The organism is Pseudomonas sp. P4_C1 (assembly GCF_056402155.1).
The window spans coordinates 56,924-69,304 of sequence record NZ_JBFUHY010000023.1 but is presented as its reverse complement, the minus strand read 5'-3'; the positions used below and the strand labels follow the sequence as shown (position 1 = coordinate 69,304).

14 protein-coding genes and 1 pseudogene are annotated in these 12,381 nt (G+C 55.2%); 7 read left to right on the top strand and 8 right to left on the bottom strand.

Annotation, left to right across the window (positions count from 1 at the left end):
- Window positions 1-717: LysR family transcriptional regulator (locus AC1DU9_RS15640; RefSeq protein ID WP_477810449.1), on the bottom strand; the 717-nt coding region annotated here is incomplete at its 3' end.
- 131 nt (window positions 718-848) lie between these two features.
- Here AC1DU9_RS15640 and AC1DU9_RS15635 point away from each other — a divergent pair.
- Window positions 849-1,124: a DUF2798 domain-containing protein gene (locus AC1DU9_RS15635; RefSeq protein WP_223458844.1), complete on the top strand. Its 276-nt coding sequence runs from the start codon at window positions 849-851 to the stop codon at window positions 1,122-1,124.
- A gap of 208 nt (window positions 1,125-1,332) precedes the next feature.
- Here AC1DU9_RS15635 and AC1DU9_RS15630 read toward each other — a convergent pair whose 3' ends face one another.
- Window positions 1,333-2,517 carry a CBM20 domain-containing protein gene (locus AC1DU9_RS15630; RefSeq protein ID WP_223458842.1) on the bottom strand — a complete coding sequence of 395 codons (1,185 nt, stop codon included), beginning with the start codon at window positions 2,515-2,517 and terminating at the stop codon, window positions 1,333-1,335.
- Between the two features lie 399 nt (window positions 2,518-2,916).
- Here AC1DU9_RS15630 and tnpB point away from each other — a divergent pair, with 399 nt between their 5' ends.
- Together tnpB and AC1DU9_RS15620 are read left to right on the top strand one after the other, a co-directional pair.
- Window positions 2,917-3,273, top strand: coding sequence for an IS66 family insertion sequence element accessory protein TnpB (gene tnpB / locus AC1DU9_RS15625; RefSeq protein WP_317851113.1), 357 nt, complete (start codon window positions 2,917-2,919; stop codon window positions 3,271-3,273).
- A pseudogene (locus tag AC1DU9_RS15620) lies at window positions 3,209-3,445 on the top strand (IS66 family transposase); the annotation flags it as partial. The gene tnpB and the pseudogene AC1DU9_RS15620, both read left to right, overlap by 65 nt.
- On the opposite strand, the gene AC1DU9_RS15615 reads toward AC1DU9_RS15620, so the two are convergent.
- The 3 genes from AC1DU9_RS15615 to AC1DU9_RS15605 form a co-directional block, all read right to left on the bottom strand.
- Window positions 3,445-3,981, bottom strand: coding sequence for an NADPH-dependent FMN reductase (locus tag AC1DU9_RS15615; RefSeq protein ID WP_223458840.1), 537 nt, complete (start codon window positions 3,979-3,981; stop codon window positions 3,445-3,447). The pseudogene AC1DU9_RS15620 and the gene AC1DU9_RS15615 sit on opposite strands and share 1 nt — an antisense overlap.
- Window positions 3,982-4,313: 332 nt before the next feature.
- On the bottom strand, window positions 4,314-4,856 hold the full coding sequence (locus AC1DU9_RS15610; RefSeq protein ID WP_457266038.1) for a DinB family protein: 543 nt from the start codon (window positions 4,854-4,856) through the stop codon (window positions 4,314-4,316).
- Between the two features lie 91 nt (window positions 4,857-4,947).
- Window positions 4,948-5,865, bottom strand: coding sequence for a LysR family transcriptional regulator (locus AC1DU9_RS15605; protein ID WP_457266037.1), 918 nt, complete (start codon window positions 5,863-5,865; stop codon window positions 4,948-4,950).
- Window positions 5,866-5,982: 117 nt separating this feature from the next.
- Here AC1DU9_RS15605 and AC1DU9_RS15600 point away from each other — a divergent pair, with 117 nt between their 5' ends.
- The 4 genes from AC1DU9_RS15600 (at window position 5,983) to AC1DU9_RS15585 (ending at window position 9,507) form a co-directional block, all read left to right on the top strand.
- Window positions 5,983-6,402 carry an ester cyclase gene (locus tag AC1DU9_RS15600; protein WP_457266036.1) on the top strand — a complete coding sequence of 140 codons (420 nt, stop codon included), beginning with the start codon at window positions 5,983-5,985 and terminating at the stop codon, window positions 6,400-6,402.
- A 3-nt stretch (window positions 6,403-6,405) separates the two neighbouring features.
- On the top strand, window positions 6,406-7,473 hold the full coding sequence (locus AC1DU9_RS15595) for an SDR family oxidoreductase (protein WP_457266035.1): 1,068 nt from the start codon (window positions 6,406-6,408) through the stop codon (window positions 7,471-7,473).
- A gap of 170 nt (window positions 7,474-7,643) precedes the next feature.
- Complete coding sequence (locus AC1DU9_RS15590; protein WP_223458994.1) at window positions 7,644-8,186, top strand: histidine phosphatase family protein; 543 nt, start codon at window positions 7,644-7,646, stop codon at window positions 8,184-8,186.
- A 127-nt stretch (window positions 8,187-8,313) separates the two neighbouring features.
- Entirely contained in the window at window positions 8,314-9,507 is a 1,194-nt protein-coding gene (locus AC1DU9_RS15585; RefSeq protein WP_457266034.1) for an MFS transporter, read from the top strand.
- 18 nt (window positions 9,508-9,525) lie between these two features.
- Here AC1DU9_RS15585 and AC1DU9_RS15580 read toward each other — a convergent pair whose 3' ends face one another.
- From AC1DU9_RS15580 to gabT, 3 genes are all read right to left on the bottom strand, one after another.
- Window positions 9,526-10,017: an Lrp/AsnC family transcriptional regulator gene (locus AC1DU9_RS15580; protein ID WP_108219348.1), complete on the bottom strand. Its 492-nt coding sequence runs from the start codon at window positions 10,015-10,017 to the stop codon at window positions 9,526-9,528.
- A gap of 47 nt (window positions 10,018-10,064) precedes the next feature.
- Window positions 10,065-10,721, bottom strand: a complete 657-nt coding sequence (locus AC1DU9_RS15575) for an HAD family hydrolase (protein WP_223458828.1) — start codon at window positions 10,719-10,721, stop codon at window positions 10,065-10,067.
- Window positions 10,722-10,814: 93 nt separating this feature from the next.
- Complete coding sequence (gabT, locus tag AC1DU9_RS15570) at window positions 10,815-12,107, bottom strand: 4-aminobutyrate--2-oxoglutarate transaminase (protein WP_457266033.1); 1,293 nt, start codon at window positions 12,105-12,107, stop codon at window positions 10,815-10,817.
- Window positions 12,108-12,381 lie beyond the last annotated feature (274 nt).

The window sequence follows — 12,381 nt, the reverse complement described above, 5'->3', positions numbered from 1 at the left end:
GGTAATTCCCGCGCCGTGGATGGCCATTTGGGCTAGAGCGTCAATATCGTCGCTGATTGCGGTCGCATTGAGAGTAGCGTCGTAACGTTGTCCATCCCGGATAAAACCCCAACGTAGAAAGCGTCCGTCTAGCGGGTAGCGAAACGCTAGACAGGCATGGTGTTGAAGTTCTTCAGGGGAGCGTGGCCAGCCGACTCGATCCAAATAGGTGGGCGACGCGCAGATGATAAAAGGGACTGAAACGATCTTGCGAGCGACGATCCCCTCTTCTAGTTGTGGTTTGATCCGCAGGCTCAGATCAATGCCTTCTTGAATATGATTAATTTTGCGATCTGTGGTTGAGAGTTCAAGTGTCAGACGTGGGTAACGTGCAGCGAAGCCGGCGATTAGTGATGCCAACACATGCCGCCCGAATGCGGAGGTAGAAGCGATGCACAGTCGCCCTTGGAGTTGAGTCTGCGCGCTGGTGATCGCGCTTTGCGCCGATTCGAGATCACGCGCTATGCGTTTCACTTTTTCGTAGTACACCACGCCGCTTTCGGTTAACGCCATGCTGCGTGTGGTGCGCTGGAGAAGGCGCGTGCCCAGGTGGGCTTCCAAGCGATTTATGGTCTGGCTAACAGCTGCGGCACTGACGCCCAGGGTTTTGGCTGCGCCCACGATGGAGCCCGCTTCAACCACCTTGATAAAGCTAGCAATCGCCCCTAACAGGTTCATCTTTGGCCCAGCGAGAAGAGTTATTCATAAGATTTTCTTTATAAAGCAGCCACTGCTAGCCGTCTAGTTGCTAATTTTTGATCTTGCTATGGTGCTCATCACCTATCAATTGAAGATCAAAAAGGTCTGATATGAATCCCAAGGCATCCTCTAAAGCTCGATTTTTCAACCAGCGCAAGCTCTCGGCTCGCGCTACTCCTTATGTTTTCGCACTGTATATGGCCACAATTATGGGGCTGTTGATGTCTCTCGTGATCACTGCGGAAAACTCCGGCATTGAGACTGATTACCTAAGTAATACGCTGCACGCCTATAAATTGGCTATGCCCGTGGCATTCCTGTGCATACTCGTCGTTCGCCCCATTGTGCTCAAACTGGTGTCTTTAACTGTACACCCACATCATTAAGGGCGGCCTCTCAGCGGCCCAATTGATGGGGCGTTGGGGGCAGCCATATTGGGTCGACTGTTGCCGGTTGTCACAGGCCGGAGTCGACCCATTGCTGCCCGTCAGACATCTTCCTATGTTTCCTATGTCGAGGGAGGCGGGGCCAATTAACTTCCTCATGGCCCAACTTTAAGGCTTGGAGGTGTCTACAAAACCAAACAGATAAACGTCATGGAAGCGATAGCTCTCCAAGCCACGTGCAACTTTTCCCTATGTTACTGTCCGGCCTCGAACCAAAAATCCAGATCGCCCCATTCTTCCTTTGCACCGGAAAGAGCGCAGCCGGCCGGCCTTCATGGCATTCGGGCAATGGCACGGACATAACTGTCACATCACCATTTTTTGCGTCGAGCCGGAAAACCAGAATCTGCGCTTCGATAGAACACACGACCAAGAGGTCGTCATTTTCAAGAGCCATCTGCCCTTGATCGCAGGATCTCCAGGATTTATTCCTCTCCTGCGATATTGAGTGCGAAAGCTCCTTGCGCCAGGAGATAGAACCGTCGAGGGAGAGCTTAATGATTTCCAGCGACTTCACGCTCTGAGTATCGTGCCAACTCGATAGTACATAAAACGCAGTTCGTGACTTTACCATTGCAACCGTTACGTATTGTGATCCCGAATGGCTGTTGATGTTCGCTCTAACAGTTTGCCAGCCAATCACGTGTCCCGTGCGGTCAACACTCAGGACATTCACATCGTCCCTGTACTTTTTGTTGTCGTCCTCGCGCCTACCTGCAATGGTGGCCGCTACGATTTGGTCACCTACTGCTGAAACCGCCACCCCTTTTCCGAGTCCTAACCTTCGTTGCCACAAGAGCCTGCCCTGAGTCGATACGGCCGCCAGCCAATTTTCGGCACCGTCACGGCCGGCGACGACCAATTCGCCTGAATCAAGCATGGTCACACTCTGAATAAAACGAAACCGGAACGAGTGAAAAGAGTATTCCGCAACGATTCGTCCCTGTGGGTCGAGCTTTCCGAGATAGGCATCTGCCATCGTTCCGCCGGGGACGTACATTCGCCTGTTTGTTAAACCGGCAAGCCAAAGAGTCTCAGCGGGGCCCTGCACAATGTGCAAGGCCTGCCCTTGAGTTGCTGGTTCAATGATAGATCCAGGACCTGCTTCGCTGGGCCGCAAGAGAATCGATTGCGATACCCCTTTATTTCCTAGCGCGACTATTGAACCGCTGGCGTCGAGTGAGATTCCTCGAATAGCGAGAGCGTCTTGCGAGGTTCTCCCTTCAGGAATGGTTTCTGACCAGAATATTCTCAGCGCTGCATTTCCGGCTGCGGCTTGTTCGAGAGGAATCCACACCAGTAGAAGCGCGGTGAAGGCTATTAGCTTCGCCATGAAATGAAAGGACTCCTGAAAGGCTTGGGTCAAAAGTCGCAAGGAATATTCGACACATCACGTGAGGTGATAACGCTTCACAGAACGGAAGCCCATTTAGCTCAATCATTTCCGTCAGCAAACCAAGCATAGCTACTCTTTTCCATCACTCCGCCCACCGTCTGCTTTTGGCCGATTCTGTTGAAAAAGTCGGTTCGCCCACACAGCYTGGTCATTGACTGGTTAAAACGCCTTTTTTTGCACACTGCTACGTGAAATCCGAGTCCGGAAGCCTCTGCCGAAAGTAAAAATTTCAATCTCGGACGCATACTTTTCTGCTGCGCAAACCATGGTCGACTTTTTCAACAGAATCGGCCGTTCTCTGCCGGTCATGGCCTCGAAGCAAGCTGGTCAAATCCGATGCAATTGGTGGTCAGTACGAATGCAAATGACTGGTCAAGTGGAGTGCAATTTCGCAAAAGTGAACTGGCCAACCGAAAGTGCTGCTGCCTGCGCGACTTTTCTGCGAGATCTGCTGCGATGATCCGCATCGATTCCATCTGGCTCGCCACCGAGCCGATGGACATGCGTGCAGGCACCGAGACTGCGTTGGCCAGGGTGATCGCGGTATTCGGCGCGGCTAAGCCGCACTGTGCTTATCTGTTCGCCAACCGGCGCGCTACTCGTATGAAAGTTCTGGTGCATGACGGTTTCGGCTATCAGCAGAGCACTGGATTACAGCCTGAAACGCTGGGCAGCGCTATCGCGCTACCTTGATGACGGGGCGGTTCCCATTGACAACAATTGGGCCGACAACCAGATCCGACCATGAGCTCCTGGACGCAAGAACTGGCTCTTTTCAGGATCTCTACGCAGCGGAAAACGGGCGGCGGCGATCATGAGTTTGATCCAGTCTGCACGGCTCAATGGCCATGATCCGTACGTGTATCAGCCCGCTTTTTTACCATCGATTTGCTGCTTGAATGCTTCAAGTGCCGAAACGATCAGTGGGCGGATCGTTGGATCATTTGCGATAGTTTCTGCACTCAATTGCGTGGAAAGCAAATTTACGGATATTGATGCTTGCTCCACGATACGAGCCGACATTGTTTCCAGAACCAACCGCAGTGCCGCCTGCGCGTGCGAAGCCCGAGGTGAAGCGTTGAAAAGAGCAACGGGTTTACCTGGGAACTCCTCAGAGCTAACGAGCCAGTCCAGCATATTCTTGAATGAGCCGGGAATTCCGCGAGCGTACTCAGGGCAAGAGATCAGAACGCCGTCCGCGTGGGCGATACTCAAGCGTAAGCCCCTGATGGATTCAGGAGGATTTTCCGTGAAATCCGGGTTGAAATGAGGTAACTGGCCAACCTCGTGATAATGCGCTATCGACAGCCCTTCGGGACAGAGAACCTCAGCTGCACGCAACAGCACTGAGTTGGAGGAGGCCTCACGAAGACTCCCTGAAACTGCAAGCAAACGCACCATGTTCAACACGCTCCCTGATTTGTAGGGCGGGGAGTGTCGCATGAGGGCCACTGACTGCACCATCATTGGCCCTGCCACCGGAGTCAATCCCGTGTCCTGGTTTCTGGGCGATGACCAGATGGCTTTACCAGACGCTTGTGTCGCAAGCTCACCCTACCCCCGGGATCAGCTATCAGGTAGGCAACGATGCGGTGGGACACCGCACGTTCACCACCAGCGGTGCGAGGTGTTCGTCATGGATCAAACCAGGGCGACAGCGATGCAATCAGTGCGATCCGAATCGAATTACCCCTTTTGGCGGTGAATTCTCAATACCGGTATCCCGCTTTTCTTCATACGCTGGATCGGGATGGGATGAGGACGACTAAATCTGTATCACCTATGTCGAGACCAACCTGTGAAAGCAGCGTAGTAACCTGGCCACGGTGATGAGTCTGATGGTTGAAGAAATGCATCACCAGGCCGTAAAAGTCCTTGTCGGACACGACACCCTTCAAGCTGGCGTAATGGAGGGTGTGGTCCAGATCGGACTCTGTAATAGAGCTGGCCCATTCGACGATTATCTGATCAAGCCTCTCTCGATACACTGAGAGTTCTCGAATAGTAGAGAACAACGCCTGGTCAAGGTTTTTCGGATCAGGAAGTCGCCTCACCGGCTCCAATGCCGTGTGGTTCGCTGGATGTTTGGCGAATCGCTTTAGCCACACTGTGTCTCCGACTGCCACGTGGTTCAGCGTCCCGAGAATCGACCTGAAGAACGCTTTTCTATCAGCTGATAGCTCATCATCGGACAAGCACCTGGCCGCTTCATAGATCTTTTCGTTCATCCATTTGTTATAGGTCGCCATCAGGCAGATATGGCCGGTACGGCTCATGTGCTCATCCTTTGAGTGGGTATTTGACAAGCGCTCCACGCTCACCGCAAAACCAGTCTATTGCACGGCGACCCGTACGCGGTAGAGATCGTTATTGCTCCGATACTCGCGGGTCGCCCTCCAAGAGGTAACCTTCGACATTTTCCATGGACAGGGCTTCGAGCAGCACCTGCTCCAGGATGGCAAAAAAACATTTGATGTGGGCCTGCTTCAATGCCTGAGGCCGGGTCACCAGATAGACCTCCATATCTGGAAGGTGGAGATCCGGGAACAACCCGATCAGATCCTTCGCCAGTATACGGGGCAGTACGGCCACCCCCATACCTCGCCTCACCGATTCGAGTTGCACGGCGAACGAATTCACGCTGATCTGCGCGCGGTCCAGACCACCGGCCTTCGCCGCACGCATTTGCGGCAACATGTCCAGCGGGGGAAGCAAGGCGACATTGACCGCAGTGGCCGGGGTCACCCCTGGAAACCGCTTCAGATAACCTGCGTCAGCGAAGACACCGTAGGCGAGCCGGCCTATGGGTCGATAAATCAGCGACGGCTCACCCAGATGAGCTGTACGTACGGCAATGTCTGCCACGCCGCGGACGATCTTGTGAAAGTCGGCTGTGACCATCAGCTCCACCGAGCAACGCGGGTGCAGAGAAGTGAAACGACTCGCGGCCTCCAGCACGCAAGACGAGAACCCCTCGCCTGCACTGACCAGGACACTGCCAGATAGCTCTGTGTGCAGCTCGGTTATGCCTGCAGCGGTTTGACGCCTCAAGCCCGCTTCCGCCGCCAGGGCAACTTCCACGAGGGATTGGCCCCGCGAGGTCAACCAGCATCCTTCAACGCCCCGCTCGACGAGTGGCTCGCCCAGTGCGACCTCAAGTTGGGTCAGGCGGCGGGACACGGTAGACGCCGCGATACCCAGCAACTGGCCAGCTTGAAGGAAGCTGCCACGCCGCGAGACTGCCAACAGCAGACGAAGATCGTCCCAATTTGCTTGCAACGCCATGCGTCCTGTCCTCCCTGGTCTGCATATGTGCAAATCCATTATGCAGTAGTCGCTGTTTTTCGGGGGAGGCCTCAAGGGTATATCTACAGACCCTCGACACGAATGGAATGGACTGTAATGACTACTGGCCCCAACGACTACGCGGAACGCGCCTCAAGAGCCTTCAATCGCCGTGATGTGGAGGCGATGCTTGCGTTGGTTTGCGAAGACTTCATCTACCTCGACGGTATGGGGATTCAAACCGGTCGCGACGCCATGAGCAAACGAGAGACTGCGCTGTTCGAAGCGTTCCCCGATGCCCACGTGACCTTCACCCCATTCATGGTCGCTGGCAATCTTTTGGCGCTGACTGCCAAACTGACCGGCACCTTCGCCGCACCCTTGGTGCTGCCAGGCCGGGTGATCGCACCCCATGGACGCCATATTACCGTGCACTACGCCGCACACTTCACCTTCAGAAACGGGTTGGCCATCCGTGAAGAGGTCTTCTTCGACAGTGCGGTGTTGATGCCGTCAGCCGAACAGGGTGAGGGTTGAGCCATGCGTAGCGCATTTGTTACTGGAGCAACCGGCTTGCTGGGCAACAACCTGGTGCGTGAGTTGGTCGCTCGTGGCTACGCGGTCAAAGGCCTGGTCCGCTCAAGAGCCAAAGGTGAACAGCAATTCAACAATCTGCCGGGGGTGGAGCTGGTCGTGGGTGACATGGCCGATGTCGACGCATTCGCGGCATCGCTGCAAGGCTGCGATACGGTGTTTCACACCGCGGCGTTCTTTCGCGACAACTACAAGGGTGGCAGCCACTGGAAAGAACTCGAAAAGATCAATGTGTCTGGTACGCGGCGCCTGCTTGACCAGGCCTACCGCGCCGGTATACGACGGTTCGTCCATACGTCGTCCATTGCCGTGCTCGACGGCGCACCTGGCTCGTCCATCGATGAGACATGTCTGCGGGCCGACGCCGACGCGGATGACTACTACCGCAGCAAGATCCTCGCCGACCGTGTCGTCCTGTCGTTCCTGGAAGCACATCCCGAGATGCATGCCTGCATGGTCCTGCCCGGTTGGATGTGGGGCCCTGCCGACATTGGCCCGACCTCCTCGGGACAGTTGGTCAACGATGTCGTGAACGGCAAGTTGCCCGGGCTGATCCCTGGCAGCTTCTCCGTTGTCGATGCCCGTGATGTGGCAGGGGCGCTGATTGCTGCCGCCAGACAGGGCCGACGAGGTGAGCGCTATCTCGCGGCGGGCCGGCATATGACGATGGGTCAGCTGGTACCTGTTCTAGGACGTATCGCGGGCGTAAAGACACCCGTTCGACAACTACCGCTCCCCCTTCTTTACACCTTGGCGGCTGTGCAGGAGATCTATGCGCGCCTGACCGGCAAGCCCATTCTGCTAAGCATGGCTACGTTGCGCCTGTTGATACGAGAGGAGGACCGCACCTGCTTCAACCACCGCAAGAGCGAGCAGGAGCTTGGCATGAGTTTCCGGCCACTGGAGCTGACAATCACTGACACCGTGGCGTGGTACCGTGATCACGGCTGGTTTGAAAACCACAGTGCGCGCGCCTCGAAGAAAAAAAGCTCATCGGTCATGGTCGACAACTGACTTTCGCAGACGGGATTACCGTCCAGTCCAAAAGCCGATAATCTCGAGCCTCATTGTGCGGTTTTATGCGGGTACGGGAGGCGTACCTTGAGTTCCCGAAACCGCACTTGCTGGTCATTTACCACACACCAGAACAAGGACGTCAATTTGTGAACAGGGAAATCATCCTGATGCGTCACGGCCAGCCACAACTGGCCGCAACCGACAGGATCTCAGCGCTCGAGATGAAAGACTGGATCGAGCAATACGACCGATCCGAAATTACCCAGCACCCGGTCCCGCATGCCAGTCTGCAACTCGCCGCAACCGCCACGGTGATTGTTTCAAGCAGCGCGCCTCGTGCGCTGACCTCCGTCCAGGCGCTCGGCCTGAAGCCTGCGCTGGTCGACGCACTTTTCTGCGAAGCACAACTGCCTTGTGGTCATTGGAAACGGCCACGACTATCGCCGTTTACCTGGGCATTTATCCTTCGAGTCTTATGGCTGTGCGGTTACTCACGCAACGTCGAATCCGCCGGCACTGCGAGGATGCGCGCCAGCGTGGCAGCCAAACGATTGCAGTCCCTTGCCAGCGATGGACCGGTTCTGCTGCTCGGTCATGGCTTTATGAATCGAATGATCGCCAATCAATTGGTTGCCGACGGATGGGCTCGCCAAAAAGGTAACGGCAACCAGTATTGGAGTGCGACCGTGTATCAGTACGGCGGTGTGTAAGAGGCGCTAACGGGTCGGCAGAGATGCCTGTCAAATGCAGCACTGCGTTCATCGTCATCCGGGTAAACCGTCTTGGCGATGCAGCGGCAGCTGCATTAAGGGACGATTCATTCATGGGAGAGAAGTCGTGTCAGCCACATCCGGGAACAGCAACATTTTTCGCCTGGCAACCGCCCAGGCATTGGCGGGTGGTAACTCAGTCATCGTCTATGCAACCGGTGCTATCGTGGGAGACATGCTTGCACCGGATAAAGCATTGGCGACGCTGCCTATCTCCATTTTTGTCGTGGGCATGGCGAGCTGCACGCTACCTGCCGGCGCCATTGCGCAGCGCTATGGGCGCAGTCTCGTATTTATGCTGGGAGCGTTGTGCGGCATCCTGATGGGAGTGCTGGCTGCGACTGGCATTTACTTGTCTTCCTTCTTCATTTTCTGCGCTGCGATGCTGTTTGGTGGCGCTTATGCCGCTGTGGTGCTGACGTTTCGTTTCGCCGCCGCAGAATGCGTTCCAGAAAACAGGCAGCCCTGGGCGCTTTCAATCGTCATGGCTGCCGGCCTAGTGGCGGGTGTACTAGGTCCGCAGACGGTCACCTATACGATGGACCTATGGGAGTCCCACCTGTTTATCGCTACTTATGTTGCAGCCGCATTAATGGCAGTGGTTTCGGCGGCGGTGCTGTCAGGTGTCGATTTGCCACGCCATGAGGCGGCTGTGCGTACTCCAGGTCGCCCGCTTGCGGCGATTGTTCGGCAGCCTCGACTCATCAACGCCATGCTCTATGGCGTCATAACTTACACCTTGATGAATTTCCTGATGACTTCGGCCCCACTGGCAATGAAGCATGAGGATCTTTCACTGGAATCATCGAATCTGGCATTGCAGTGGCATGTCATTGCAATGTACGCACCCAGTTTTTTCACTGGAAATCTGATCCGCCGTTTTGGGGCAAACCGCGTTGTGCTGATGGGGTTGATGTTAACCGGCGCTTCTATTGCTGTCGGGCTTGCCGGTGTGCAGTCCTACCACTTTTATCTGTGTTTGGTGCTTCTAGGTATTGGTTGGAATTTCGGTTTTGTCGGCGCCTCTGCGCTCGTCCTTCAGTGTCATAAAACAAGCGAAAGAAACAGTGTCCAGGCGCTCAATGATTTCATTGTCTTTGGCGCCGTGGTGCTCGGCTCGTTTGCATCGGGAGGTATATTGAATCGATACGGTTGGACCGTTATCTGTGGGCTTGCCTTTGTACCTGTGCTGGTTGCCATAGCGACGTTGATATTGAGCGAGCATCGCGTCTGGCGTTCAATCCAGGAACGCACAAGCTAGGTGCCGTCGGCGAACCATTTAATGGTGGCGCAATAGCCTACGAAGCGGGACCCCATCTTTGAGTACTGGGGATTTAATGACGATGTAACTGAAGTACTTGGAGATACCGATATTCTTGTCCAGCAGCCCTTCGATCACTTCCTGATAATGCTGAATGCTGCAGGTCATGAAACGCACCAGGTAATCGTAACCGCCGCTGACTAAATGGCACTCCAGTACCTCATCGACCAAACGAATATTGGACTCGAACTTGGCGAAGTCCTCTCGTTTATGGTCGCTGAGCGTGATCTCAGTAAATACCGTGACCGAGTCGGTGATCTTGGCAAGGTTTAGATGAGCTCTATACCCGGAAATATAGCCGGCCGACTCAAGCCGTTTGACCCGCTGCAAGCATGGACTGGATGACAGGCCCACCGCATCGGCCAGACTGACGTTGGTCATTCGACCGTCTTTTTGAAGTTCAACCAGGATACTGATATCAATTCGGTCTAGTTTGATTAAACCTTCCATCGGGTACCTCTTGATTGCCGTTCAGATAGACAGTGGTTTTAGCAAACTCAACGTCGCAAAGATAGCTGATGCTGAGCGACCAGGTCAGCCATGCTAGTGATGTAAAAATCTGCGGAATTTTCCTGAGTATAATTCTCATGGCCACGGCGGATCAGGCACAATCCAGCCGATTTTGGCGGCTGCGCAGGAGGTCTGGAAATCTGCAGAATATTTTTGGGCTCCAGGTTGTTGGCCAGCAACCACTCGCTGTCCTCCAATGGATTACTGGCTCGGGAATGCAGGTCTTCGGGCACAATCCCCAAACGCTCGCAGAGCTGTTCGCGATCCTCGGCATCTCGATCGCAGTACACCAGCAGCCGATAGAATTTGCGCAGATACAACATGGCACCGGGCGCGTCCTCGAACAGTGACCAGTTGCATGCCGAACGGGCGAAACTCATGCCCTCTTCCCAACTGGCCTTGAGCCCAAAACGCTCTGCCAGCTGACGATGAGCAAAGCACAATAAGCCACTGAAACCCAGTTCGGAAAAACGTGGGTAGAGCGTGCGCACCGCCTCGTCAAAATCAGCCAATACCTCTTCCCTGCCTGGCATGCCCGGATGGTCTTCGAGCAAGGGTTGCAGGGCCGTCCAGATACCGGAATCCCGATCGACCAGGACTTCGTCGCAATCGATCAGCAGTGCACGATAATCAGTCAGGTACATGGTGTGTAGCCTCCCATGATGCATTCATCAATCCATGTGCGCTAAATGCCCTCGGTCGGCGCATTGCTACATTGCGCCAACCGAGACCTGAGATTAATCCAACACTCGTAATAATGCCGCTTCAAGAATTGTCAGCGCTTCGTCGATCTGATTTTCTTCGGTTACCAGAGGAGCCAGGAAGCGCAGCACATTTCGGTACACCCCGCATTTGATCACCAACAGCCCACCAACCCTGGCCTGATCGATCAGTTGTTGGGTGAGTTCTGCATCGGGGCTGCGGGCCTCATCGTCTTTGATCAATTCGATTGCCAGCATGAAGCCGGTGCCGCGCACGTCACCAATACGAGGGTGACGCGCCTGCAAGCGCAGCAGGCCCTGACGCAGCCGCTCACCCAATACCTCACCACGCTCGAGCAACTGATCCTGCTCGTAAGTTTCGATCACCGCCAACGCGGCCGCACAAGCCAGGGCGTTACCGCCGTAGGTACCGCCGAGACCACCGGGTAATGGCGCGTCCATGATGTGCGCACGACCTACCACGCCCGATATTGGCAAACCACCGGCCAGGCTCTTGGCGACTGTGACCAGATCCGGTTGAATTCCGGCGTGCTGGAAACCGAACCATTTGCCGGTACGGCCGAAACCGGTCTGAATTTCATCGAGAATGAGCACGATGCCATGTTGTTCGGTCAGAGCCCGCAGTGCCTGGAGAAATTCCGGCGGCGCGCAAAGGAAGCCTCCGTCGCCCTGCACCGGCTCGATGATGATCGCAGCTACTCGATCCGGAGCGACTTGAGTCGCCAGCAATTCGTTAAGCGCTTGCAAAGCCATCTCGCTGCTGAAACCGCGATAGGCGTTAGGGTATGGGGTATGGAAGACTTCTGGAGCGAAGGGCCCGAAGTTCTGCTTGTAGGGTTGGCTCATGCCAGTCAGCGTCGTACCCAGTAAAGTACGCCCATGGAAACCGCCACGAAAGGAGATAACGGCTGAACGATTGGTATGCGCGCGGGCGATCTTCACCGCGTTCTCTACCGCCTCTGCACCGGAAGTAAACAGCGCTGCCTTGTAGGCTTCTTGGCCACCCACCAACTCGCACAAGCGCTGTACCAGGTCAATGTAGGGTTTGTAGGCCACCACCTGGAAGCAAGCATGGCTGATCTTTTGCAATTGGGCCTGCACTGCCGCGACCACCTTCGGGTGATTGTGACCGATGTTCAAAACGCCAATGCCGCCGACGAAGTCCAGGTAGCGCGTCCCGTCCACGTCCCACACTTCAGAACCCTGGGCCCGGTCGATGACCAGCGGGTGTGCCGTGACCAAACCCCGTGGCACGAATTGATCGCGCTGACGGAGCAAACTCGGGGTTTCTTCGACTTTACTGTTCATGGCATCTCCCATAGTGAACCTGGCAACCGGGAAACGGCTGCGATGTGTTCCAAAGGTTAAGCTTTCGACGCAATTGTCTAAGCCGAACTTGGCCTCTGAGAAATTCGGATCGACTGTTTTCACCCCGGTAAACAGCAGAATCCTTCAGCTGTAGCCAGCTCCCATGGAATCTGCCGACGTGCACCCCATACAACGCAACGTTATGCGTTTACGCCGATTCTTTCGACATATCCTGCTCTGCCACTCGGGCATGCTGGATACTCCCAATCTGAAG